The sequence below is a fragment of the Nocardioides potassii genome (assembly GCF_021648885.1).
GTDB classification, from domain to species: Bacteria; Actinomycetota; Actinomycetes; order Propionibacteriales; family Nocardioidaceae; genus Nocardioides; species Nocardioides potassii.
The window spans coordinates 190635-215670 of record NZ_JAKJHZ010000007.1; the positions used below are offsets into that span (position 1 = coordinate 190635).

Below are 25036 nucleotides of genomic sequence, written 5' to 3' on the forward strand. Positions count from 1 at the left end.
AGGCGACCTGGCGCCTGTCACGAGACCCCGGTCTCGTGACGGGACTTCGTCCCTCCTCGACCACCGGGACGAGGCTCAACCGAGGGCGGCGACGATCTCGTTGACCTTGTCCTTGGCGTCACCGAAGAGCATCTGGCTGTTCTCCCGGAAGAACAGCGGGTTCTGCACCCCGGCGTAGCCGGTCGCCATGGACCGCTTGAAGACGATGACGTCCCTGGCCTTCCAGACCTCGAGGACCGGCATGCCGGCTATGGGCGAGTTGGGCTCCTCCATCGCGGCCGGGTTGACGGTGTCGTTGGCCCCGATCACCAGTACGACGTCCGTGTCGGGGAAGTCGTCGTTGATCTCGTCCATCTCGAGCACGATGTCGTAGGGCACCTTGGCCTCGGCCAGCAGCACGTTCATGTGGCCGGGCAGCCGGCCCGCGACGGGGTGGATGCCGAAGCGGACGTCGACGCCCTTTTCGCGCAGCTTGCGGGTCATCTCGGCGACCGGGTACTGCGCCTGGGCGACGGCCATGCCGTAGCCGGGGGTGATCACGACGGACGACGCGTCCTTGAGCATCGCCGCGACCTCGTCGGCCTGGATCTCGCGGTGCTCGCCGTAGTCGCGGGCCTCCCCCGAGACGGCACCGTCCGAGCCGAAGCCGCCGGCGATGACGCTGACGAACGAGCGGTTCATCGCCGTGCACATGATGTAGCTGAGGATCGCACCCGAGGAGCCGACGAGCGCGCCGGTGATGATCAGCAGGTCGTTGCCGAGCATGAAGCCCGCCGCGGCCGCCGCCCAGCCGGAGTAGCTGTTGAGCATCGAGACGACCACGGGCATGTCGCCGCCGCCGATCGCGGCGACGAGGTGGAAGCCGAGCACGAGCGCCAGGACGGTCATGACCACCAGCGGCGCCATGCCGACCCAGCCGTCGCTGAGCATGAACCAGACCATCAGCAGCGCGGAGACCACGAGGATCGCCAGGTTGAGCTGGTGGCGGCCGGGCAGCGTCAGCGGGGCGGACTTCATCCGCGCGCTGAGCTTGAGGTTGGCGACGATCGAGCCGGTGAAGGTGACGGCACCGATGAAGACGCCGATGAAGACCTCGGCGTTGTGCACCGAGTCGGAATGACCGAAGTCGGCGGTCTCGATGTAGGTGTTGTAGCCGACGAGCACGGCGGCGAGGCCGACGAAGCTGTGCATCATCGCGATCAGCTCGGGCATGCCGGTCATCTCGACCCGCTGGGCAAGCCGGAGGCCGATGACCGCACCGATCGCGCCCGCCACGACGATGATGACCAGACCCACGACGACCGGTCCCTGATCGAAGTAGTCGGTGCCGAGGTAGTCGAGCACCAGCAGCAGCGTCGCGACGAGCGCGAGGCCCATGCCGGCCATCCCGAACTGGTTGCCGCGGCGAGCGGTCTCGTGCTTGCTCAACCCGGCGAGCGCGAGGATGAAGAGGAGCGCGGAGAGGATGTAGGCGCCCTGCACGAACTGGACCACGGGCTCAGCCCTTCTGGAACATGTTGAGCATCCGCCGGGTGACCGTGAAGCCACCGACGACGTTGATGCTGGCGAGCAGGATGGCCACCCCGGCGAGCAGCTGGACCGCGAGGTTGTCGGTCGGCGCCTGCAGGATCGCGCCGACCACGATGATCCCGCTGATGGCGTTGGTGACGCTCATCAGCGGGGTGTGCAGCGCGTGGTGCACGTTGCCGATGACGTAGAAGCCGATGACGACCGCGAGCACGAAGACGGTGAGGCTCGGCAGGAACGACGCCGGGGCGATGGTCGCGAGGACCAGGAAGAGCACCGCGGCCAGCCCGGCCGCGTAGAGCCGGCGGCGCGGGTCGGGCGGTGTCGGCGGGGCCTGCTCGACCGGCAGCACGGCGGTCTTCTCGGCCGCGGGTGCAGCGGAGACCTGCACCGGCGGCGGCGGCCACATCACCTCGCCGTCACGGGTGACGGAGATGCCGCGCTGGATCACGTCGTCCATGTCGAGCGTGAGCCGGCCGTCCTTCTCCGGAGTGAGGAGCTTGAGGAGGTTGACGATGTTGGTGCCGTAGAGCTGGCTCGTCTGGGCGGCCAGCCGGCCCGCGAGGTCGGTGTAGCCGAGGACCGTCACGCCGTTGTCGGTGACGACGCGCTCGTCCTTGACCGTGGCCGCGACGTTGCCGCCGTTGGCGGCCGCCATGTCGACCACGACCGAGCCGGGCTTCATCCCGGCCACCGTCTCGGCGGTCACCAGCAGCGGCGCGGGGCGGCCGGGGATCAGCGCCGTGGTGATGACGATGTCGGCGGCACGCGCCTCCTCGTCGTACATCGCGGCGGTGGCGGCCTCCTGCTCGGCGGTCATCTCCTTGGCGTAGCCGTCAGCCGAGACCTCCTGCTCCATGTCGACCGTGACGAACTGGGCGCCCATCGACTCGACCTGCTCGGCCACCTCGGGGCGTACGTCGAACGCGCGGACGATCGCGCCCAGCGACCCGGCGGCACCGATGGCGGCGAGCCCGGCGACGCCCGCCCCGACGACGAAGACCCGGGCCGGCGGCACCTTGCCGGCCGCGGTGACCTGGCCGGTGAAGAGCCGGCCGAACTCGTGGGCGGCCTCGATCACTGCGCGGTAACCCGCGACGTTGGCCATCGAGGAGAGCACGTCCATCGACTGCGCCCGCGAGATGCGGGGCACGGCATCCATCGCCAGGGCAGTGACCCCGGCAGCACCGAGCCGCTCGACCAGCTCGGGGCTGCGGGCCGGCGCGAGCAGCGCGACCACGGTCGCGCCGCGCAGCAGCAGGCCGATCTCCTCCTCGGTCGGCGCGTTGACCTTCACCACGATGTCGCTGGCCCACACGTCGGCGCTCGGGCCGACCCGGACGCCCGCCTCCTCGTAGGCGGTGTCGGGCTGGTCGGCGGCCGCTCCGGCGCCGTGCTCCACCACGACGTCGTAGCCGAGCGCGGCGAGCTGCGCCGCCGTCTTCGCCGTGGCCGCGACGAGGGTCTCGCCGGGTCGTGACTCGCGCGGGATGCCGATGCGCACTGCTGCCTCCTGGGTGGGGGCTCCGACCGGTTCGAGCCGGAGCGGCGTGCGGGCCGCGCACAACCTACCGAACGCGGAGCCCGCTGGCCGCCGTCTCGTGTGGCGTGGGACACATCCATCCCGGGCGGTCCCCGGACATGCCACAGGGGGCCACGCCCGCACGGCGTGGCCCCCTGCTGCTCAGCGGCTCGGACCCGCTCCTAGGCCGCCTTCCTCTTCAGCACCTTCACGGTGGCCCGGACGAGCACGTCGCCGGTGCGGTCCAGCACCCGCAGCACCGCCTTGCCGGAGAGGTTCTTCGGCACCTTGCGGACGACGACGAACCTGCCGTCCTCCACCTTCGCGGTGCCGAGCTTCTTGCCACCGAGAGTGATGCTCACCTTGTTCACCGCGAGGTCGCGCCCGCGGATCTTGAGCATCTTCCCGGCGCGGACCTTGTCCTTGACCCGGACCTTGGCGGCTGCCTGCGGGGGCAGCGTGACCGGAGGAACCGTGGTCGGCGGCGCCGTGGTCGGCGGACCGGTCGTCGGCGGGACCGGCGGGACCGTCCGGGTCGCGTACTCGACGTCGACGAACGGCACGATCTTCGCCTGCTGAGGACCGAACGACAGGTACTTCTGGTCGTTCATCCACCACGGGTTGTTGCGGGCGATCCGCGGGATCTGGACCTGGACGATCCCGCGGTCGAGCTGCACGTTGGACAGCGCCGACGAGTACTCGATCCTGATCTCGTTCTCGCCGTCGACGAGGTAGTCGCTCACGTCGGCGACCGGGGTGCTCCAGTCGATGCCGCCCGTGTAGAGGTCGGTGCCCACGAGGGGGACCTGGTTGCCCCGGCCGTCGTCGATGGTCGGCTTGCCGACCCCTCCGACGTCCTTGCGGACCTTGGTCGGGTTGGTGGACACCTCGCCACCGACCTTCTCACCGTTGATCCACACGACCATGGAGTCCTCGAGGTCCTTGCCGAAGTCGATGTACGCACCGGTCGCCGAGTCGGCATCCCAGTCGAACGTCGCCTCGTAGTAGCCCTTGCCGGAGACCGCCTTGCCGACCTCGGGGATGTTGTCCCAGGTGGTCAGCTTGTCGAGCTGGACGTCGATGTCGGTGACGACGGTCGACGTCTTGCGGTTGGTGGTGGTGAGGCCGTCGATCGTCTCGGTGCGGACGAGGTCGCCGGCCGTCGGGTTCGGGCGCCAGGACTTCACGTTCAGGTCCCAGCCGGTGATGTCGTAGGCCTCGGGGACCTGGACGGGCTGGCTGACCGTGGCGCCGTTGCTGAGCTCAGCGGTGACCGTGCCGCTGGACGAGGTGCGCATCGCCAGGCCGTCCTCGGTGGTGTACGCCGAGTCCGCGTTCGTGTCGACGATGTGCAGCTGCTGCTGCGCCTCGCCCGGGTTGACCTTCTCGAAGGCCAGCAGGGCGATGTTGTCGTAGTCCAGGTCGATCGGGACGATCGTCTTGCCGTCCTCCCAGCGGAAGTCGGCGAGCTGGGTGGTCTCACCGGTCCAGGAGTCGATCGTGTACGGGATGAACAGACCGTTCTGGACGATGTCGGTCTTGATGTTCTGCCCGTGCGTCGCCGCGCGGATCACGGCCCGGTTGCTCTTGTCGAGGTAGTTGGCCGGGTCGTAGTTGTAGACGTAGAGGTACTGGTTGCCCTCGTCGTCCTCGCGGGTCTGCGTGAGCAGCTGCAGGTTGGGCTCGGAGTAGCCGCTGTAGGGCTCGACGCCGAGCTCCTGGAGCTTCTCCAGCACGTTGTCGTCGTAGCCGCCGGCCTGGGCGCTGAAGTAGTCGATGTCGTCGTAGACCGTGGCCTGACGGACGGTCGGGAGCGTCTTGAGCTCGTCCATCACCTTCTTGAGCGCCTTGTCCTTGCCGTCGTTGAACGGCGTCCGGTTGCCGGCGTTCTCGAGCACGACGACCTTGAGGCCCTGCTTGGCCCACTTGAGGAGGCGGTTGGCCGCCTCGAGGTCGAGCCAGTCCTGGTAGAGCACGACGGCCTTGTAGCCGGCCTTCTCGATCGTCTTCGTCTGGGGGTCGAACCGGACGTCGTCGTCGAAGAGGAACTTCGGGCTGAAGTAGTCGTAGGTGTAGCCGTTGTCCTGCAGCTCGGTGGACCGGTAGTAGACGCCCTGGTGCGCGTACTGCCAGTTCATGTTCGCGTTGTCGCTGCCGATGCCGGCGTTGTAGGCGACGCCGTGGATCCACTTCTGGTTGATGAAGCCGACGTCGGTGCGGCTCTTGCCGGTCTGCATCAGCTGCTGGACGCGACCCATGTGGGCGTTGAACTCGTCGTAGTCCGAGTAACCCGGGTTGCGGGTGCCGAGCTGGCGGAAGCCGGTCGAGTTGTGACCGGGCCAGTTGAAGCTTCCGTAGCTGTAGCCCGCACCCCACACGTGCCAGACGATGCGCTGGAAGCCGGCGGCGTACTGGGCGTAGGCGTCGTGGAGGTCCATCTGCCGGGTGCCGTTGTAGGCCGGGAGCTGCGCGCCCGTCTCGGTCGAGAGGACCTTGTTCTCCAGCTTGGCGCCGCCGGTCCAGAGACGAAGGATGTCGACGTTGTTGTACTGGTTGTAGTTCTCGGCCTCGGGGTAGTCGACGTCCATGATGGGCTCCGACATCTCGATCGGACGTCCGTAGGAGATCTGGGCGCGGGTCTCGATGCCCACCGAGTTCAGCCAGGTCTTGAGCGGGCGCAGCATGCGCTCGCGGTAGAGGCTGGTCAGCACGTCCTGGTAGTCGTTGATGATGCCCTGCCGCTTGATCTCGGCGCCGGCCATCTTGTAGGTGCCGGTGTTGCGCACCTCGTGGTACGGCGTGAACGGGCTGGCGTTCGTGCCCTGGAAGAGGAACAGGTAGGGCGTGATGTCGTAGCCCTTGCGGCGCTTGAACTCCGCCGCCATGTCCTCCGACCACCACGTCGCGCCGCCGGTGCCGAAGTTGATCTCGAGGGAGTCCATGAAGAGCTGGACGTCACCCTCGGCGATCTTCGCGCGCAGCGCCGGGTCGGCGAGGTAGTGCTGCTCCCAGTAGGCGCGGAGCGCCTGCACGCCGCGCGTGTCGAAGTAGTTCGTCGCGTAGGCGGGCTGGGCCGACGGGCTGGACGAGTGGTAGGTGCCCTCGGTCCACACGCCGAAGATCCGGTAGGTGCCGTCGCTGGGCGCGGTCCAGCTGAGGTTCTGGGTCCACACGTCGGCCCCGGGGGTGACCTGCGCCTTGAGGTCGATGTAGCTGTTCGGGTCGACCTCGTCGCCCTGGGTGACCTTGTAGGCGTAGGCGGTGATGAACTTCGCGCCCGCCCGGCGGGCGTTGGCCGGCGGGGCCGGGACGACGGTGGCGGCCTGCCCGGCCGCCACGGTGCCCGTGCCGAGCGTGATGTTCTGCATCGCCTGCTGGCTGGCCGGGTCGAGGCCCGGCACGTTGGACGTCGCCCAGTTGGTGCCCGACGTGAGGTAGACCGCCATGCCCAGGTCGAGCAGCTTGTTCATCATCAGGTTCCACTTGTGCGTCCACATCTCCGACCCGTAGGCGTAGGTGGCGTCAGGAGCTGCGTTGTCGCTCTGCATGCACAGCTCGACACCGCGGTAGCCGGCGTCGTAGAGGGCCTGGATCTCCTCCAGCAGCGACTCGTCGGTGTTGGCGGCCTCGCCGAGCCACCACCGCACGTCGGTGCTGTAGACCCGGTCGGGGTCGATGTACTTCGCCTCGAGCTCCTGCGCGAACTCGGACGACTTCTTCACCGCGGGCGACTGCAGGGCGGTCGTGGTGGTCGACGTCGTGTCGTTGGCGTACGAGCTCGCGCTGGTGGCCAGGACCGCGGCCGGTGAGGCCAGTCCGAGCGCCAGGGCTGCTGTGAACAAGCAGGTCGCGGACCTGTTCGTCAGGGTGGATCTCACGTGGGTGCTCCTTCGGCTGTGCATGGTTCCGAGCGAGGCATCGCGGCGCGATGAGGGTCCCCGGACTCGATCGGGGCCGCTCGTTCCTGAAACGATTCAGCGGGCGGCCCCCACACTGTGGTCGGCGTCACACCTCGACGGCAATGGGTGCGTCCGGTTCCGGACACCTGCGAGAGCCGATACGGGGTATCCGCGGATCACATGGACGGGACAGGTGCCCTCCGCCGATGGGCATTGATACGTTCCGCAACCACCGCCGGTTCCGCGTCGGCTCTCGACGTGGTGCCGCGGACGCGGCAGAGTCGACCAAGGAGGACCCGTGATCGACCATGCCCGCCTGCGGCGGCTCGACCTGAACCTCGTGCACTCGCTGGACAGCCTGCTGCGCGAGCGGAACGTGTCGAGGGCGGCCGCGTCCGTCGGTGTCAGCCAGCCCGTGATGAGCGCGGCGCTCGCGCGGCTGCGGAGGCACTTCGACGACGAGCTGCTGGTTCGTCGTGGCAACGCCTACGAGCTCACGTCCTTCGCGAAGCAGCTGCAGCCGGCCGTCACGGATGCGCTCCGGGCCGTCGACCGCGTCGTCGCGGCGAAGACGACGTTCGACCCCGACGTGGAGCACGAGTTCACGGTCGTGTGCGGCGAGGTCCTGGCAGCCATGCTCCTCCCCCGTCTCTGCCTCGCGATCCAGGAAGCAGCGCCCGCCAGCAGGATGCGCGTCGTCGAGCCCGGCCAGCTGCGCAACGTCGACATCGCCGACCACCTCGCGGCGAGCGTGGACGGCGTGTTCCTCCCCCATGGCTGGTTGTCCGGGCTCGAGAGCATCGACGTCCTCGAGGACCAGTGGGTCTTCGTCGTCGCCGCGGATGATCCTGCGGAGCGGCTCGACGTCGACGACCTCAACACCCGTCCATGGGTTGTCGCCCAGGTCGGCGAGCGGGACGTCGCGCGGGGGATGCAGCAGATCCTCGCCGCCGGCGTCCGGCCGCGGACCGAGGTCATCGTGAGCGGCTCGATGAGCATGCCCTTCTTCCTGCGGGACAGCTCGCGGGTGGCGGTCATGGGTCGAAGGCTAATTACCGAGATGGGGCACCTATACGGCATCCGCGAGATCCCAGGGCCGTGGGAGCTCGACACCCTGCGCACGGCCTTCTGGTGGCACGCGAGCCGCCGCGACGACCCCGCCCACCTCTGGCTGCGCCAGATGGTGGGCGGGCTGCTCGAGTCCGACGTCCGCTCTGCAGCAGACGACACCGGGCAACGGCCCTAGTCCATCCGGACATGAGACAGGGGGTCACGCCCGCACGGCGTGACCCCCCGCTGCTGGCGGCTGGGACCCTCTCTCAGGCCGCCTTCCTCCTCAGCACCTTGACGGTGGTCCGGACGAGCACGTCGCCGGAGCGGTCCAGCACCCGCAGCACCGCCTTGCCGGAGAGGTTCTTCGGCACCTTGCGAGTCACGGCGAACCTGCCGTCCTCCACCTTGGCGGTGCCGAGCTTCTTGCCACCCAGGGTGATGCTCACCTTCGTCGCCGACAGGTCACGCCCGCGGATCTTGAGCATCTTCCCGGCGCGGACCTTGTCCTTGACCCGGACCTTGCCGGCTGCCTGCGGGGGCAGCGTCACCGGCGGGACCGTGGTCGGCGGAACCGTGGTCGGCGGACCGGTCGTCGGCGGGACCGGGGTTGCGCCGGGCTTGGAGGTGAAGGTGAAGGTGCCGGCGTCGACGGCGTACACGTCGTACCCGGGCTCCCTGCGCCGCAACGTGGCTCCGGGGGTGGTGGCGGCGCTCGTGGCGTTCTCGGTCCCGAGCGGGACCCACACCTCGCCCGATGCGCCGTCGGGCGCGGTCACCTCGAGCTCGTACGCCTTGCCGTCTCGCGACCAGGACACCTCGATCGGTCCCTGAGGCGTGGGGACTTGTCCCTTGCTCCACTCCAGGCCACCGGACGTCGGCTTGACCCGCCAGGTCTTGTAGCCGGGGTCCACCGGCTGCACGCCGAGCACGTAGGTGGAGAGCTGCCAGGTAGGCCCGGTGGCCCACCCGTGGGCCAGACTGGTGTTCGAGTCCTTGATCGTGCCGTCCGGGGAGAAGTTCTCCCACAGGGCGCCGGAGTAGAACGGGTTGTCGCGGTCGACCATCTTGTCCCACACGTTGTGCATCAGGTCGATCGCCTCGTCCGCGTCCCCGGACTCGAACCGCGCAGCAGTCTCGAACCCGGTTACGAACGGACTCACGAGCGAGCTGTAGTTGGCGTCAGCGGTGAAGGGCTGAGGGCCCTCCTCCCCCCTCAGGTTGTCTCGCAAGAAGCCGAGCACCCCGGCAGCCTTGGTCGGGTCGACGACTCCGTACAGGACCGCCAACGCGTTGGCGTCCTGCGCGGTCGCGCTGCCCGAGTGCGTCCCGTTGTCGACGGTGCTCAGGCGGTAGACGCCGCGCGCCTGGTCGAACAGGCGGTTGTTGATGGCGGTGCGGGTGCGGGCGGCCTTTGCCGACCACGCGTCGGCGTCTGCCTGCCAGCTGACGCGCTGAGCTCCAGTGGCGCCGTTAGCAAGGGACTGTGCCAGCCACGCCGCCTCGCTGAGCGCCCGGTAGTAGACGATGTTGGTGGAGGCCACGGCGCCAGGCTTGCCGCCGTCGTAGTAGTCCCAGTCGCGGCCGTCGTTACCCGCGGTGGTGACCACGAGCCCGTCGTCGTTCTCGAGGGTGGCATTCCAGCCGAGCTGGTTCTTGACCTCGTCGTACTGGTCGATCGCGAACGGACGGTCGCCGCTGTGACGGAAGTAGTCGACCAGGTTGAGCACGTGGTACATCGAGTACGACGTGGAGTAGAAGCCGGATACGGGCGGCGTGGACGTCCAGTTGCCGGAGTCGCCGTTGACCGAGCCGTTGGCGTTCTCCGAGTCACCGAAGACCTTGATCGAGTTCCTCATGTAGTCCGACCCGAGGGCTCCGTAGCCGAACGCCGCGTAGGTCGTGCGCCCTTGGGGCAGGAGGTCGCCGATCCAGATCCGACGGTCCCGCTTGGCGCCGTCGAGCACCACGCCGATCGTGCTACCCGGCTGGACTCCGGCGGGGGCCATGTTGGTGTCCAGCGTGTAGGCCCCGCTGTACCACATGTCGTTGAGCTGCTCGTCGTTCGACAGGAACCAGCCGGCGTAGTCGTCCGCGTCGTAGTTGGGGAACTTCGAGTCGATGCCAGCGGCGGAGATCTCGATGGTCCCTGGAGTGGTCAGGGTCAGTGCGTGGAAGCGCACGCCGCCCTGCAGCTGGTTGGCGGGCGTGGTGAACCGGCCCGGGGCAGAGACGTTGGTCGTCCGGTTGCGCGCACTCGCGGTGCCCGTGCCGGCGAACTGCACGCTGTCACCGACGACGTTGCCGGGCGATCCGGTCACCGAAGACCCGAGGTCCTGCGCGGCAGTGAGCGGCGAGCTCAGCGTGAGGCCGGTGCCCGGGGTCATGACCGGGGCTCCCTTGGGGAAGCTCCGCGAAGCTGCCGGGGTGAAGCCGATGCCCGGCCCGTGGAACTCGACCGGAGCAGCGTTGGCGTGGGCGGAGGCGAGGGCGGTGACCCCGATGCCGGTCCCGTTGGCGCCAGGCGTGCCGACCGAGGTGACGGTGACGGTCTCTCCGTCGAGGACGAGCTGGTCCCCGACCTGGAACGCCGCCTGACCGAAGCATCCGAAGCCCTCGTAGCACTGCTGGCCGTTGCCCTCGACCTTGATGTTCGTCGCACCGGCGGTTGCCGGGGTGGCCAGGACCGTGGCGAACGAGGCGCGGCCGACCGAGGCGATCGTCACCTTCTCGCGGTCAGCGCCCTCTCCGAGGTAGAGGTCGTTGCCCACCGTGTAGCCGGCGACGCTCGAGACCTCGACCCGGGTCGCGCCCGCAGGCACCGGCGCGAAGGCAGGGTTGACCGTGGCGGCGGTGCCGACGGCGGAGATCTGCACCGTCTGGGCAGCCGCGCCGGTCCCGACCGTGAGGTCCTGCCCGCGCACGAAGTTCGCGACGCTGTCGACCTTGAGGTTGGCGGCACCGGCCGGAGCCGTGAGGACCAGGCGCGTGGAACCCTTCCGGAGCAGGAAGTCGAGGGACTCGCTGTAGGCCGCCCGGACACCGACGGACGTCGATCCGGTGGCCGGGGTGACGGAGGTGGCCTCGAGGAACGGGAGACCGTTGACCACGCGCCCGTAGTCCAGGATCACCGTCGGCGCGAGGCCCTGCCCATCCCAGGTGAGGGTGGCGGACCCCGGGGTCTCGCCGACCAGCCTGTCGGCGTTGGTCACTCCCCCGAAGGTGGTCGTGACGACAGCGGGGTAGAGGGTGGTGGCACCGTTGCCGAGCACCTCTGCGTGCCAGGCTGCGTCGTCGGGCGCCGCCTGGGCGGCCGCGACCAGTGGCGAGCCGATCAGTGTGCCGGGCATTGCGAGGACGGCCACACTGGCCGTCAACCGCGTGAGACGACGCGTGCGTCGCCTTCCCCGGGTCTGGCGGTCGCGCACGACCGCTGATTGGTGAGACATCTTTCTCCTCGTTCTCTCAGAACATCTGATGACATGTGCTTGCGCGTCTGCCGACGCCGTCGACCGCCCGGGAACGCGTGATCGCTCAGGCGAGCGGCCACGCGGTCCCGTCTCAGCCCTTGCTCCTCAGCACCTTCACGGTGGTCCGGACGAGCACGTCGCCGGAGCGGTCCAGCACCCGCAGCACCGCCTTGCCGGAGAGGTTCTTCGGCACCTTGCGAGTCACGACGAACCTGCCGTCCTCCACCTTGGCGGTGCCGAGCTTCTTGCCACCGAGGGTGATGCTCACCTTCGTCACCGACAGGTCACGCCCGCGGATCTTGAGCATCTTCCCGGCGCGGACCTTGTCCCTGACCCGGACCTTGGCGGCGGCCTGTGGGGGCAGCGGCACCGGCGGGACCGTGGTCGGGGGGACCGTGGTCGGCGGAAGAGTGGACGGCGGGACCGTGGTGGGCGGCGTGGTGACGTCCGGCGAGTACTCGACGTCGACGAACGGGACGATCTTCGCCTGCTTCGGACCGAAGGCGAGGTAGTCGTTGTTGTAGCCCCACCACGTCCCCCCGTAGCCCGAGATCGGCCCCTGGGCGATGACACCGCGGCTGAGCTGGACGTTCGCTAGTGCCGAGCTGTACTCGATGACGATCGAGTTCTTCCCGTCCACCAAGTAGTCGCTCACGTCGGCCACGGGCTTGGTCCAGCTGACGCCGCCGGTGTACTGGTCATGTCCGACCAGCGGGACCTGCTGTCCCGTTCCGTCGTCGATCGTGGGTCCGTCCACCCCCCCGACGTCGCGCCGTACCTTCGAGGGGTTGGTGCTGACGTGCCCGCCGACCTTGGTCCCGTTGATCCAGACCTCCATCGACTCCTCGAGGGTGTCGCCGAAGTCGAGGTAGGCACCGGTCGCCGATCCGGCATCCCAGTCGAAGTCCGCTTCGTAGTGCCCGGTGCCGGACACGTTCTTGCCGATCTCCGGGATGTTGTTCCAGGTGGTCAGCGTGTCCAGCTGGACGTCGATCGGCCTCTTGACCGTGGAGGTTTTGCGGTTGGTGGTCGTGAGGCCGCCGATGGTCTCCGTCCGGGTCAGGTCGCCTGCCGTCGTGTTCGGGGTCCAGGACTCCACCGTCAGGTCCCAGTCGGTGATGTCGTACGTGCTGGGCACCTCGACGTCCTGGGCCACGTCCGCTCCGTTGCTGAGCGCAGCGGTGACGGTGCCGCTCTCGTCCGTTCGCAGCGCGACACCGCGATCGGTGGCGTACGACGAGTCAGCATTGGTGTCCAGGACGTGCAGCTGCTCGTCGTCGACCTTCTCGAAGGCGAGGAGGTCGATGTTGTTGTAGTCGACGTCCACCGGCACGATCGTCCGGCCGCCCTCCCAGCGGTAGTCCGCCAGCTCGGTGACCTCACCGGTCCACGCGTCGATCCGGTAGGGCACGAAGCGACCCTCGACCTCGACGTCGGTCGTGATGTTCTTGCCGAACTTGACGTTCCGGACAGACGGCTTGTTGGAGTACTGGTGGTAGCTGTCGTCGCCGTAGTTGTAGAGGTAGACGTAGCGGTTCCCGTCGGCGTCCTCACGCGTTTGGTTCAGCAGCTGCAGGTTGGGCTTCGGGTAGGCCGTGTAGGGCTCGACCCCGAGTTCCTGCAACTTCTCCATGACGTTGTCGTCGTACCCGCCCGGGGTGGACGAGAAGTAGTCGATGTTGTCGTAGACGGTGGCGGTACGGACCGTGCTGAGGGTCTTGAGCTCGTCGGTGACCTTCTTGAGGGCACCGTCCTTGCCGTCGTTGTAGGGGGTAGTGGACGCAGCGTCCTCCAGCACGACGACCTTCAGGCCCCTCTTCGCCCAGGCGAGGATGCGCTTGGCGCCCTCGAGGTCGAGCCACTTCTGGTAGAGCACGACCGCCTTGTAGCCGGCCTGCTCGATGGTCTTGGTCTCGTCGTCGAAGCGCACGTCGTCGTCGAAGAGGAACCGAGGACTGAAGTAGTCGTACGTGTAGCCGTTGTCCTGCAGCTCGGTGGAGCGGTAGTAGACGCCTTGGTGCGCCTTCTGCCACTGCATCTGGGTGTTGTCGCTGCCGACACCGCCACCGAAGCGGACGCCCTGGGTCCAGTTCTGGTGGATGAACCCCACATCGGTGCGCGACACCCCGGTCTGCATCAGCTGTTGGACGCGCCCGAGGTGGGCGTTGAACTCGTCGTAGTCGCGCTTGCCCGGGTTGCGGTCACCGAAGTAGTGGAACTGGATGAAGGTGTTGCCGAACGGGTTGAACCCGGGCCAGGCGTAGTTGCCCACGCCGTAGTCCGCGGCCCACACGTGCCAGATGATCCGCTGGAAGCCGGCGGCGAACGTCGAGTAGGCGTCCTCGAGGTGCTTCTGGGGCGTGTAGTTGTAGGGGAAGTTGAAGGTGGCGCTCGTCTCGGACGACAGCACCTTGTTCTCCAGCTTCGCCGCACCGGTCCACAGCCGGAAGATGTCGACCTGGTTGTACTGGTTGAGGTTCTCGGCCTCGGGGTAGTCGACGTCCATGGCCGGCTCGGAGATCTCCAGGGGCTTTCCGTACGAGATCTGCGCGCGGGTCTCGATGCCGACCGAGTTCAGCCACTCCTTCATCGGCCGCAGCATGCGCTCCCGGTAGAGCTGGGTCTGCACGTCCAGGAGGTCGTTGATGATGCCCTGACGGCGCTTCTCGTCACCCTCAAGTCGGTAGGTGCCGGTGTCGTTGAGGCGGTGGTAGGGGTTGGCGACGCTCGCAGAGACACCGCTCGCGAGGAACAGGTAGGGCGTGATGTCGTATCCCTTGCGCTTCTGGAACTCCGTCGCCATGTCCTCGGACCACCAGGTCATCCCACCCGTGCCGTAGGTGATCTCGAGCGAGTCCATGAACAGCTGGACGTCACCAGCCTTGATCTTCGCGGCCAGCGCGGGATCGCTGAGGTAGTGCTGCTCCCAGAAAGTCCTGAGCGCCTGCACACCCCTCATATCGAAGTAGTTCGTCGCGTAGCTGGGCTGCGCGGCCGGGGCGGACGTCTGGTAGGTGCCTTGCGTCCAGAGCGAGAAGATCCGATAGGTCCCATCCGCCGGAGCGGTCCAGTTGAGGTTCTGCGTCCACACGTCCGCCCCCTGCGTGACCCGTGACTTCAGGTTCACGTAGCTGGAGGGATCCACGTTGTTGCCCGTGGTGACCCGGTAGGCATAGGCCGTCACGAACTTCGCGCCTGCACGGCGAGCGTTGGCCGCGGGGGCCTGGAGGGTCGTCACGCTCTGGCCCGCCCCCACCGTGGAGGTCGCCATGGTCAGGTTCTGCATGGCGGCCTGGCTGCTCGGGTCGAGACCGGGCACGTTGGACGTGGCCCAGTTGGTGCCCGAGGTGAGGTAGACGCTCATCCCTAGGTCGAGCAACTTGTTCATGAGCAGGTTCCACTTGTGGGTCCACATCTCGGAGCCGTACGCGTAGCTGGCGTCAGGGGCGCCGCTGTCGCTCTGCATGCACAGCTCCACGCCGCGAAAACCCGCGTCGTACAACGACTGCACCTGCTCGAGAAGCACCTCGTCGGTGTGCGCAGCCTCGCCGAGCCACCACCGCACGTCGGTGCTGTAGACCCGGTCGGGATCGACGTACTTGGCCTCGAGCTCCCTCGCGAAGGCGGAGCTCTTCTCCACCGGCGGCGCCATCAGGACCACAGCGGCAGGCGGTGTCGGCTCGGCCGACGCCGTGAATGGGACCAGCGCAGACGCGGCCAGTGCGGTGGCGACGAGCAGGACGGCTGGTCGACCTCGTCGTGGCGATCTCGGTGTGGTGGGCACGTCTATTTCTCCCTGGACGGACGGACGAGCGGCACCGTGACTGCGCTATCCGTGAAAGGTTTCAATCGTGAGGAGTGTCACATCGTCGGGCCCCTTCCGCAAGAGAGACTTCAATCAAATTCTCAGATGTCCGGAAGCGGTCACGACGCTATGGAGCAGCGCAGATCTCAGAGACAACGGTCAAGCGATAACCCGGGCTCCGGCCCACGACGTCCGCGCTGTCAGAGTCCCTGACCCCGCCTGTGCCTGCACGTGGACACCGTTCTGCGCGGGGTGCGCGGTGGTGAGCGTCCGACGATCCAAGGCCCGCGGCCAGTCGAGGCCGGGCGTGGCTGACCGGCTTGGTGAGGTTGAGCGAGAATGGGGCGTGCACTCGACAGACGCGCTGGCTGGCTCGACTCGTGCCTCCACCGTGGACCTCCTGGTGGCCATTCGGGAAGCGGCCATCGGACGCGGCCACCGGCGCAGCCTGTGGGACGTCACGGGCTTCGATCTACCCGGTACGGAGCGCTGGGTGCTGCACGCGGTTCCGGGCGACTTCTTCGTGCCGCTGGCGCACGTGGCACGCTCCGTCGGATCCCCACTGCCTGTCGTGAGCCGGGCGTGCGCGAACCTGGCCGACCGCGGCCTGCTCGTGCGGCTTCCCGACCCGCGGGACCGCCGTCGCATGCTCATCGGCCTGACCGACGAGACCGTCGATGCCCTGGCGAGCTGGGCCGAGGCGTGGCCGAGCAGGTACGTCCAGGCGGTCGCGGACTGGCCCGCCGAGCACGTCCGCTCCCTCGACGAGTGGCTCAGGCTGGTGGCGGCATCCTTGGCCGACCAGCACCCCTCGTCCATGTCCCCGATGAGGAGACACGTGGTCGAACCCGCAACCGACCGCGGCCTCCCCTCTCACCTCAGACACTTCAGGTCGACGATCGAGCTGCTCGTTCCCGTTGCAGGACGACTGGACCTGCAGAGCTCCGCCAAGCCTCGACTACCGACTCCCATCCAGACTGCGCTGCTGCACCTGCTGCTGGCCGTCCGAGCGGAGCCGGCCACCGCGGCCGAGCTGTCGGTCGCCAACGACATCGATGCCAGCCTCGTCCGCCGCAGGCTGGATGCGCTGATCGGGCTCAGGCTCGTGACCGCCGAGAAGCGCGTAGCAGCCGGCGGCAGGCAGACGGTCTTCAGCCCCAGCGACGAAGGACGGGAGGTGGCCTCTCAGTTCCTCGCCGACCTCGCCTCCGCACTTCCCGACGTGCCAGACCGGCTGGTCAGCGACGGCCTCGCACCGTTGATCGCGGACTTCACCGCGACGTTGGTGAGCGGGTCCGGCTACTCGTCATAGACGTCGTCGATCGGTCCCAGCCGCGGTTTGTTGCGCGCCATCCGGACCGTGTCCTGCACGAACTCAGGCAACGACCACCACGTGCAGGGTCCGCGGGCCGTGGACGCCCTCGACCCGGTCGAGCTCGATGTCGCTGGTGGCGGACGGGCCGCTGATCCAGGTGAGCGGTCGCGCAGGGTCGAGAAGTGCGATGGCGTCGGGGACGTCTGCGACGACCTGCGAGGAGTCGACGATGCAGACGTGGAGGTCGGGCACGAGGCTGATCACGCGGCGGCCCTGGTCGGGCTGGTGGTCCAGCACGATGGTGCCGGTCTCGGCGATGCCGACGGCGGCCCGGGTGACGACGGCGTCGATGCCGTCGAGCTCGATCGAAGTGAGGCCGTGGTCGACGACGGAGCCGGCGACGTCGAGGCCGAGGCCGGGAGGGACGACGGCCTGCGCGCCGTTCAGCACCTCGGCCACGAGGCCGTCCAGCTCGGCGGGCGTGCAGCGTGTCACCTCGGCGCGGTAGTCCTCGACCCGCTCCACGAACAGCGCCACGAGGTCGCCGCGATCGGGAGCCCGTGGGGCCGGAGGTACGGCGACCGCGGGCGACACGCCGTCCAGCGCGGACCGGACACGCCGGAGGATCTCGTCCCGTGCGCTCGTCATCGGCCCTCCCCGAACTGGCCACCGTCGGTGCGGTCCCACCACGCGCGGAAGGACTCCTCGGGCGGTGCGGGCAGGTCGCGCGCGCCGGTCCAGCCGGCGGCCGGCCCGGGCAGGCGGCCCGCGGCGGCACGGCCGCCGGGCAACGTCGTACGGGAGAAGCGGGACATGACCCGGCCCGCGAGCCCGGACGCGCGCTCGGCCCAGGCCAGCCGGCGCGAGTCGGAGAACGCCCACGCGGCGGCCTTCATCGCCACCGCCTCGGCCTTGGGCCGGCGGTCGTCGCGATGCGAGTCGACCACCGCCGCGCGCTGGTCGACGAGCACCGACGGGATGTCGATCCGCACCGGGCAGACCTCGAAGCACGCGCCGCACAGCGAGGAGGCGTAGGGCAGGGAGGCGGTCTGCTCGTCCGAGACGCCCTTGAGGAGCGGGTTGAGGATGGCGCCGATCGGGCCCGGGTAGACCGAGCCGTAGGCGTGACCGCCGGTGCGCTCGTAGACCGGGCAGACGTTGAGACAGGCCGAGCAGCGGATGCACCGCAGCGCCTGGCGGCCGACGTCGTCGGCGAGGGCGCGGGTGCGGCCGTTGTCGAGCAGCACGACGTGGACCTCCTGCGGCCCGTCGCCGGGGTGCACCCCGGACCACGTCGAGGTGTAGGGGTTCATCCGCTCGCCGGTGGACGAGCGCGGCAGCAGCCGGAGCATCGGGTCGAGGTCGGACCAGGTGGCCACGACCTTCTCGATGCCGACCACGCTGATGAGCACTTCGGGGAGCGTCAGGCACATGCGGCCGTTGCCCTCGGACTCCACCACGACGAGGGTCCCGGTGTCGGCAACGGCGAAGTTCGCGCCGCTCACCGCGACCTTGGCCCGCAGGAACTTCTCGCGCATGTGCTCGCGCGCGGCTCCGGCGAGGGCCGCGGGGTCGTCGCTGAGGTCGTCGGGGGCCGGTCGGCCCGAGGCGGCCATGCGGGTGCGGAAGATCTCGCGGATCTCCGCCCGGTTGCGGTGAATGGCCGGCACGAGGATGTGCGACGGGAGGTCGTCACCGAGCTGCACGATGAGCTCGGCGAGGTCGGTCTCCCAGGCGGCGATGCCCTCGCGCTCGAGGTGGTCGTTGAGGCCGATCTCGAGGGTGGCCATCGACTTCACCTTGACGACCTCGTCGACCTGGTGGGACTTCGCGACCTGCGCGACGATCTCGCACGCCTCCTCGGCGTCGCGGGCCCAGTGCACGACGGCACCCGCCCGGATCAGCGACTCCTCGAGCGTCTCGAGGTGGGTCGCGAGGTCGCGCAGCGCGGCCTCCTTGACGCCGGCGCCGGCGAGCCGGAGCGCCTCCCACTCCTCCACCTCCCCCACGACCTGCGCCCGCTTGTCACGGATCGTGTGGGTGGCATGGGCGAGGTTGCGCCGCAGCTGGGTGTTGCCGAGCGCGGCGCGCGCGGCGGTCGGGAAGGCCGGCATGCCGACGAAGGTGCCGCTCATGCAAGGTCACCAGCCCGCTCGCCGACGACGGGCCCGTCGGACTCGCCCTCGGTCTCCTCGGTGCTGGCGAGGATCTCGGCGAGGTGCATGACGCGTACGCCGGCGCGCTGGCGCGACAGCATCCCGCCGATGTGCATCAGGCAGGAGTTGTCCCCCGCGACGAGCACCTCGGCTCCGGTGTCGCGGACGTGGCGCGCCTTGTCGGCACCCATCGCCACCGACGTGTCGGCGTTCTTCAGGGCGAAGGTGCCGCCGAAGCCGCAGCACTCGGTCGCGTGCGGCAGGTCGACGAGCGTGAGGCCCCGCACCGCCTCGAGCAGGCGCTGCGGCCGGTCGCCGACCCCGAGCATCCGCAGGCTGTGGCAGGTGGGGTGGTAGGTCACCCGGTGCGGGAAGTAGGCGCCGACGTCCGTGACGCCGAGCACGTCGACGAGGAACTCCGACAGCTCGTAGGTCCGTGGCCCGGTCTCGGCGACGGCGGCCTGCAGCACGGCGTCGCCGGACCGCTCGGCGACGATGGAGTGCTGGTGGCGGGCGGAGCCGGCGCACGAGCCCGACGGCGTGACGATGGCGTCGTACCCCGCGAACGCGTCGACGAAGGTCCGCACCACCGGCACTGCCTCGTCGAGGTAGCCGGTGTTGACCATCGGCTGCCCGCAGCAGGTCTGCGCCCGCGGGAAGTCGACGTCGACCCCGAGGCGGCGCAGCAACCGCACGACGGCCTTCCCCGTGTCGGGGAACATCGCGTCGTTGACGCAGGTGACCTGGAGGGCGACCCTCACGTCCCTGCTCCTCTCGTCTCGTTCGTTCGTGGCCTGCTCAGAACAGTCCGTGCCGCACGGCCCACACGATCGCCTCGATCGTGGTCTCGCACCCCACCTTGTCGCACGCACTCCGCGCCTTGCGGCGCACGGTCCGCTCGGACACCTCGAGCTTGCGGGCCACGACGTCGATCGTGTCACCCTCCGCCATCAGGCGCAGGACGTAGACCTCCACCGCCGTGAGCCGGTCGTGCGCGGCCTCTCGCTCCTCGGTGGCCCCCATGCCCTACCCCGCGGGTTCCGGTCCGACGCGCCGGTCGGCGGCGTCCCAGTCGAGGCCGGGGCGCGGGTCGTGTCGTCGTACGTCGTGGGTCTCACGGACGAGGGCGCGCATCGCGGCGAGGTCGGGCAGGTCGGCGCCGAGGGCGCGCGCCTGCACCAGCGCGTTGCCGAGAGCGGCGGCCTCGCCCGGACCGGCGAGCACGGGGACGCCGAGGGCGTCCGCGGTGAGCTGGCAGAGCAGGTGGTTGTGGGAGCCACCCCCGACGACGTGCACGACCTCGAGGTCGCGACCAGCCAGGCGCGCAGCGGTGCGGAGGTGACGCCGGTAGGCCAGGGCGAGGCTGTCGAGGACGCAGCGGGTGATCTCGCCCGGGGTCTGCGGCAGCGGCTCGCCGGCAGCGCGGGCCAGCCCGACGACGCGCTCCGGCATCGGGTCGGTCGCGCTGCCGGGACCGAGCAGCGAGGGGTGATTGATGTCGACCACCGTGCGCAGCGGTGCGGCTGTGCTCGCCCCCGCGAGCAGGGAGGCGAGGTCGGTGGCCGGGGTGCCCCGGTCACGCCAGGCCCGCAGGCACTCCGAGAGCACCCAGAGACCCATCACGTTCTTGAGGAAGCGCACCGTGCCGTCGACGCCGCCCTCGTTGGTGAAGTCGGCGCGGCGGGCGTCCTCGGTGAGCACCGGCGCGTCGAGCTCGAGGCCGACGAGCGACCAGGTGCCGGACGAGATGTAGCCGAACGACGAGCCGGCCTCCGCGGGTACAGCGACCACGGCGGAGGCGGTGTCGTGCGACCCGACCGCGACGACGGGGACGTCGGGTGCGAGCCCGAGGTCGGCGGCGACCTCCGGCCGCAGTGGACCCACCACGCTCCCGGCGTCGCGCAGCGGCGGCAGGATCGACCAGGGCAGCTCGAGGCGGCGGGCGAGGTCGCTCGACCACTCGCCCGTCGTCACGTCCAGCAGGCCGGTCGTGGACGCGTTGGTGCGCTCGGCCCCGACCTCGCCGGTCAGCCAGTAGGCGAGCAGGTCGGGGAGCAGCAGGAGGGTGTGGGCCGACTCGAGCGCCGCGGTGCCGCGCGCGGCCACGAGCTGGAACACGGTGTTGAACGACAGCTGCTGCAGCCCGTTGACGGCGTACTGCTCCTGCACCTCGATGGTCTTCGCGACGAGCTCGGGCACGTCGCGGGTGCGGGGGTCGCGGTGGCTGTGGGGGTTGCCGAGCAGCTCGCCGTCACGGTCGAGCAGCCCGTAGTCGACAGCCCACGAGTCGATGCCGATGCCGTGGAGCTCGCCTGTGCGGGCGACCTCCGCGATGCCGGAGAGCACCTCGCGGTGGATGCCGAGGACGTCCCAGAACAGCGAGCCGCCGACCGGCACGCCGCCGTTGGGGAACCGGTGCACCTCCTTGAGGGAGAGGTGCCCCGGTCCCACGCCGGCGGCCATCACGCGGCCGCTCGTCGCCCCGAGGTCGACGGCAGCGACGCGGTGGGGTTTCGAGGCTCGCTTCGCTCGCACCTCAACCACCGAAGGAGAGGCTCATCGCAGGAAGGCGGCGGCCACGCCGGCGTCGACCGGGATGTGCAGGCCGGTCGTGTGGCTGAGCTCGTCGCTGCAGAGGACGAAGACGGCGTTGGCGATGTTGTCCGGCAGCACCTCGCGCTTGAGGATCGTGCGCTGGGCGTAGAACTTGCCGAGGTCCTGCTCCTCCACGCCGTAGACCGCGGCGCGGTTCGCGCCCCAGCCCGAGGCGAAGATGCCGGAGCCCTGGACGACGCCGTCGGGGTTCACGCCGTTGACCTTGATGCCGTGCTCGCCGAGCTCGGCGGCCAGCAGCCGCACCTGGTGGGCCTGGTCGGCCTTGGCCGCGCCGTACGCCACGTTGTTGGGGCCGGCGAAGATCGAGTTCTTCGACGAGATGTAGACGATGTCGCCGCCGATGCCCTGGTCGATCATCGCCTTCGCGGCAGCCTGGGCGACGAGGAACGAGCCCTTGGCCATCACGTCGTGCTGGAGGTCCCAGTCCTTCTCGGTGGTCTCGAGCAGCGAGCGCGACAGCGACAGGCCGGCGTTGTTGACGACGAGGTCGACGCCGCCGAACGCGAGGACGGTCGCGTCGACCGCGGCCTGGACGGCGGCGGCGTCGGAGACGTCGACCTGCACGCCCACGGCGACGTCGGTGCTCCCGATGTCGGCCGCCGCAGCCTGCGCCTTCTCCAGGGACAGGTCGGCGATGACGACGCAGGCGCCCTCGGCGGCCAGCTTCTTCGCCGTGGCGAGGCCGATGCCGGACGCGGCGCCGGTCACGAGCGCGACGCGGGTGGCGAGCGGCTTGGGCTTCGGCATCCGCTGGAGCTTGGCCTCCTCCAGCGCCCAGTACTCGATGCGGAACTTCTCCGACTCGTCGATGGGGGCGTACGACGACAGGCCCTCGGCGCCACGCATCACGTTGATCGCGTTGACGTAGAACTCACCGGCGACGCGGGCGGTCTGCTTGTCCTTGCCGTAGCTGAACATCCCGACGCCGGGCACCAGGATGATCAGCGGGTCGGCGCCGCGCATCGCGGGCGAGCCCTTCACCTTGTTGCGCTCGTAGTAGGACGCGTAGTCCGCGCGGTAGGCCCCGTGCAGCTCGGCGACGCGGGCGCGCACCTTGTCCATCGGCGTGCCGGGAGCCACGTCGAGCACCATCGGCTTGACCTTGGTGCGCAGGAAGTGGTCGGGGCACGACGTGCCGAGCTCGGCCAGGCGCGGCATGTTCTTGGAGGCGAGGAAGTCGAGGACGACCTTGTCGTCGGTGAAGTGGCCGACCATCGGCCGGTCCTGCGAGGCGACGCCGCGCAGCAGCGGGGCGAGCTCGGCCGCGCGGGCGCGGCGCTTCGAGGGCGACAGCGGCTCGAACTTCTTCACGCGCGCGCCGAACGGCAGCTTCTTCGAGTGCTGCTTGATGTAGCGCTCGGCCGTGCGGATGATCCACAGCGAGTTCTTCTCGGCCCGGGCGCTGGTGTCGCCCCACGCGGTGATGCCGTGGCCACCGAGGATGCAGCCGACGGCCTGCGGGTTGGCCTCCTTGATGGCGGCGATGTCGAGACCGAGCTGGAAGCCCGGGCGCCGCCAGGGCACCCAGACCACCTTGTCGCCGTAGATCTCCTTGGTCAGCTGCTCGCCGTCGGCGGCGGTCGCGATCGCGATGCCTGAGTCGGGGTGCAGGTGGTCGACGTGGGCCGCGTCGACGAGGCCGTGCATCGCGGTGTCGATCGACGGGGCAGCGCCACCCTTGCCGTGCAGGCAGTAGTCGAACGCCGCGACCATCTCGTCCTCGCGGTCGACGCCGGGGTAGACGTCGACGAGCGCCCGCATCCGGTCCAGCCGCAGCACCGCCAGGCCACCCGGCGTGAGGGTGCCGAGGTCACCGCCGGAGCCCTTCACCCACAGCAGCTCGACGTCCTCGCCCGTGACGGGGTCGGTCTCGGTGCCCTTGGCAGAGGTGTTGCCGCCGGCGTAGTTGGTGTTCTTGGGGTCGGCGCCCAGCCGGTTGGAGCGCTCGACGAGCTCGGCAACGGTGGGGTTGAGGTCACTCACGGTGCGGGTTCCTGTTCTTGTTCGGTGGTCGAGGAGGTCGAGAGGTCAGTTCCAGCCGGCCTGCGAGCCGCCGACGCGGTCCGCCTCGATCTGCTCCTGGTAGCCGGACTCGAGGTAGGCGCGCATCGGGTCGGCGGGGAGGTCGCGCTCCTCGCGCCAGGCCGCCAGGTCGCGTCGTACGTCGGTGTAGAAGGCGTCCATGAAGATCTCGTTGGCGCGCAGCACGTCTCCATCGGACCTGGCCTGGTCGAGGGCGTCGGTGTCGAGGAGCAGCGCGCGGGCCGTCATCTCCTGGACGTTGAGGACGGACCGGATCTGGCCCGGCACCTTGGCCTCGATGTTGTGGCACTGGTCGAGCATCAGCGCGACGTCGTTGGGCGTGCCGTCGGCCTTCGCGCCGTAGCCGCCCCCGCGGATGACCTCGACCATGATCCGGAACAGCTGGAACGGGTCGGCCGCGCCGACCATCAGGTCGTCGTCGGCGTAGAAGCGGCTGTTGAAGTCGAACGAGCCGAGCTTCCCGAGCCGCAGCAGCTGGGCGACGATGAACTCGATGTTGGTGCCGGGGGCGTGGTGGCCGGTGTCGAGGCAGACCATGGCGCGGTCGCCGAGGGCGGCCACGTGGACGTACGACGTGCCCCAGTCCGGGACGTCGGTGTGGTAGAACGCCGGCTCGAAGAACTTGTACTCCAGCACGAGCCGCTGCTCCTCCGACAGCGCGTCGTAGATCGTGCGGAGGCTCTCGGCGAGGCGGTCCTGGCGGGCGCGCATGTCGCCCTGGCCCGGGTAGTTGGTGCCCTCGGCCAGCCAGATCTTGAGGTCGCGCGAACCGGTCTGGTGCATCACGTCGATGCACGCGAGGTGGTGGTCGATCGCCTTCTGCCGGACGCGGGGATCGGTGTGGGTGAGGGCGCCGAGCTTGTAGTCGTCGTCCTGGAAGGTGTTGGAGTTGATGGTGCCGAGCGCGACGCCCTGCTCCTTGGCGTACGTCGCCAGGGCGGCGTAGTCGTCCACCTGGTCCCACGGGATGTGGAGCGCGACGGTGGGTGCGAGCCCGGTGAACCGGTGCACAGCGGCGGCGTCGGCGATCTTCTCCTCGACCGTGCGCGGCGTACCGGCCGATCCGAAGACCTTGAAGCGGGTGCCGGAGTTGCCGTAGGCCCAGGACGGCACCTCGATGGCGAGGTCGCCGAGCCGGTCGCTGATGGCGGGGAAGCTGGTGGTCATGGGAGGTCCTGAGCTCTGGGTGCGGGAGGGTCTGAGGGCGGTGCGGTGTCGAGCGCGGCGAGCTGGTCCTCGAGGTGGAAGACCTCGTCCAGCTGCCAGAAGCCCTGGTCGGGCGGCAGGTCGAGCTCCTCGAAGAACTCGGCCATCTCGGCCTGCCAGCGGGCGTTGACGTCGGTGCGAGCCATCCCGGCCTGTGCGGCGGCCAGGTCGTCGGTCACGAGGTAGCCGACGAGCAGGCCGTCCTCGCGCAGGAAGAGGGAGTAGTCGTGCCACCCGGTGTCGTGGAGTGCGCGGAGCATCTCGGGCCACACGGCCGCGTGGCGCTCGACGTACTCCGCCATCCGGTCACGACGGACCTGCAGGGTGAAGCAGACGCGGGGCATCGCACTCTCCTTGCTGGCCCGGTGGGTGGGTGGTGGGTTCCGCTGGTGGGGGGGGGCCGCGGCCCCCCCCCCCCCCCCCCCCC

15 protein-coding genes are annotated in these 25036 nt (G+C 69.4%); 2 read left to right on the forward strand and 13 right to left on the reverse strand.

The window, feature by feature from the left end:
- Positions 1–75: 75 nt before the first annotated feature.
- From pntB to L2K70_RS11725, 3 genes are all read right to left on the reverse strand, one after another.
- Positions 76–1494, reverse strand: a complete 1419-nt coding sequence (gene pntB / locus L2K70_RS11715; protein ID WP_236402103.1) for a Re/Si-specific NAD(P)(+) transhydrogenase subunit beta — start codon at positions 1492–1494, stop codon at positions 76–78.
- 4 nt (positions 1495–1498) lie between these two features.
- Entirely contained in the window at positions 1499–3031 is a 1533-nt protein-coding gene (locus L2K70_RS11720) for a Re/Si-specific NAD(P)(+) transhydrogenase subunit alpha (RefSeq protein ID WP_236402105.1), read from the reverse strand.
- A 200-nt stretch (positions 3032–3231) separates the two neighbouring features.
- Positions 3232–6927: a glycosyl hydrolase gene (locus L2K70_RS11725; RefSeq protein ID WP_236402107.1), complete on the reverse strand. Its 3696-nt coding sequence runs from the start codon at positions 6925–6927 to the stop codon at positions 3232–3234.
- Between the two features lie 319 nt (positions 6928–7246).
- Here L2K70_RS11725 and L2K70_RS11730 point away from each other — a divergent pair, with 319 nt between their 5' ends.
- Positions 7247–8194: a LysR family transcriptional regulator gene (locus tag L2K70_RS11730; protein ID WP_236402109.1), complete on the forward strand. Its 948-nt coding sequence runs from the start codon at positions 7247–7249 to the stop codon at positions 8192–8194.
- 73 nt (positions 8195–8267) lie between these two features.
- Here the strand turns inward: L2K70_RS11730 and L2K70_RS11735 are convergent, their stop codons facing one another.
- Together L2K70_RS11735 and L2K70_RS11740 are read right to left on the reverse strand one after the other, a co-directional pair.
- Positions 8268–11348: an alpha-L-rhamnosidase C-terminal domain-containing protein gene (locus L2K70_RS11735; protein WP_236402111.1), complete on the reverse strand. Its 3081-nt coding sequence runs from the start codon at positions 11346–11348 to the stop codon at positions 8268–8270.
- A 211-nt stretch (positions 11349–11559) separates the two neighbouring features.
- Positions 11560–15108 carry a glycosyl hydrolase gene (locus L2K70_RS11740; RefSeq protein WP_236402113.1) on the reverse strand — a complete coding sequence of 1183 codons (3549 nt, stop codon included), beginning with the start codon at positions 15106–15108 and terminating at the stop codon, positions 11560–11562.
- A 511-nt stretch (positions 15109–15619) separates the two neighbouring features.
- Between L2K70_RS11740 and L2K70_RS11745 the strand changes: the two genes are divergently transcribed.
- Complete coding sequence (locus L2K70_RS11745) at positions 15620–16585, forward strand: helix-turn-helix domain-containing protein (protein WP_236402115.1); 966 nt, start codon at positions 15620–15622, stop codon at positions 16583–16585.
- A 63-nt stretch (positions 16586–16648) separates the two neighbouring features.
- On the opposite strand, the gene L2K70_RS11750 is transcribed toward L2K70_RS11745, so the two are convergent.
- The 8 genes from L2K70_RS11750 to L2K70_RS11785 are packed head-to-tail and all read right to left on the reverse strand — an operon-like array spanning position 16649 to position 24953.
- Positions 16649–17236, reverse strand: coding sequence for a LutC/YkgG family protein (locus L2K70_RS11750; protein WP_236402117.1), 588 nt, complete (start codon positions 17234–17236; stop codon positions 16649–16651).
- Positions 17233–18723, reverse strand: a complete 1491-nt coding sequence (locus tag L2K70_RS11755) for a lactate utilization protein B (protein ID WP_236402118.1) — start codon at positions 18721–18723, stop codon at positions 17233–17235. The genes L2K70_RS11750 and L2K70_RS11755 overlap by 4 nt, the downstream gene beginning before the upstream one ends.
- Positions 18720–19505: a (Fe-S)-binding protein gene (locus L2K70_RS11760; protein WP_308195795.1), complete on the reverse strand. Its 786-nt coding sequence runs from the start codon at positions 19503–19505 to the stop codon at positions 18720–18722. The genes L2K70_RS11755 and L2K70_RS11760 overlap by 4 nt, the downstream gene beginning before the upstream one ends.
- A gap of 37 nt (positions 19506–19542) precedes the next feature.
- On the reverse strand, positions 19543–19767 hold the full coding sequence (locus L2K70_RS11765; protein ID WP_236402119.1) for a LuxR C-terminal-related transcriptional regulator: 225 nt from the start codon (positions 19765–19767) through the stop codon (positions 19543–19545).
- Positions 19768–19770: 3 nt separating this feature from the next.
- Positions 19771–21279 carry a rhamnulokinase gene (locus L2K70_RS11770; protein WP_236402120.1) on the reverse strand — a complete coding sequence of 503 codons (1509 nt, stop codon included), beginning with the start codon at positions 21277–21279 and terminating at the stop codon, positions 19771–19773.
- A 21-nt stretch (positions 21280–21300) separates the two neighbouring features.
- Entirely contained in the window at positions 21301–23343 is a 2043-nt protein-coding gene (locus tag L2K70_RS11775) for a bifunctional aldolase/short-chain dehydrogenase (protein ID WP_236402122.1), read from the reverse strand.
- A gap of 45 nt (positions 23344–23388) precedes the next feature.
- On the reverse strand, positions 23389–24570 hold the full coding sequence (rhaI, locus tag L2K70_RS11780; protein WP_236402123.1) for an L-rhamnose isomerase: 1182 nt from the start codon (positions 24568–24570) through the stop codon (positions 23389–23391).
- The gene (locus L2K70_RS11785; RefSeq protein ID WP_236402124.1) at positions 24567–24953 is read right to left on the reverse strand and encodes an L-rhamnose mutarotase; all 387 of its coding nucleotides are present in this window, start codon (positions 24951–24953) and stop codon (positions 24567–24569) included. The genes rhaI and L2K70_RS11785 overlap by 4 nt, the downstream gene beginning before the upstream one ends.
- Positions 24954–25036 lie beyond the last annotated feature (83 nt).

Excerpts from the sequence above, each read along its gene's own strand:
- L2K70_RS11735 (WP_236402111.1), bottom strand. The coding sequence starts at position 11,348 with ATGCCCGGCACACTGATCGGCTCGCCACTGGTCGCGGCCGCCCAGGCG.
- L2K70_RS11750 (WP_236402117.1), bottom strand. The coding sequence starts at position 17,236 with ATGACGAGCGCACGGGACGAGATCCTCCGGCGTGTCCGGTCCGCGCTG.
- L2K70_RS11755 (WP_236402118.1), bottom strand. The coding sequence starts at position 18,723 with ATGAGCGGCACCTTCGTCGGCATGCCGGCCTTCCCGACCGCCGCGCGC.
- L2K70_RS11765 (WP_236402119.1), bottom strand. The coding sequence starts at position 19,767 with ATGGGGGCCACCGAGGAGCGAGAGGCCGCGCACGACCGGCTCACGGCG.
- rhaI (WP_236402123.1), bottom strand. The coding sequence starts at position 24,570 with ATGACCACCAGCTTCCCCGCCATCAGCGACCGGCTCGGCGACCTCGCC.
- L2K70_RS11785 (WP_236402124.1), bottom strand. The coding sequence starts at position 24,953 with ATGCCCCGCGTCTGCTTCACCCTGCAGGTCCGTCGTGACCGGATGGCG.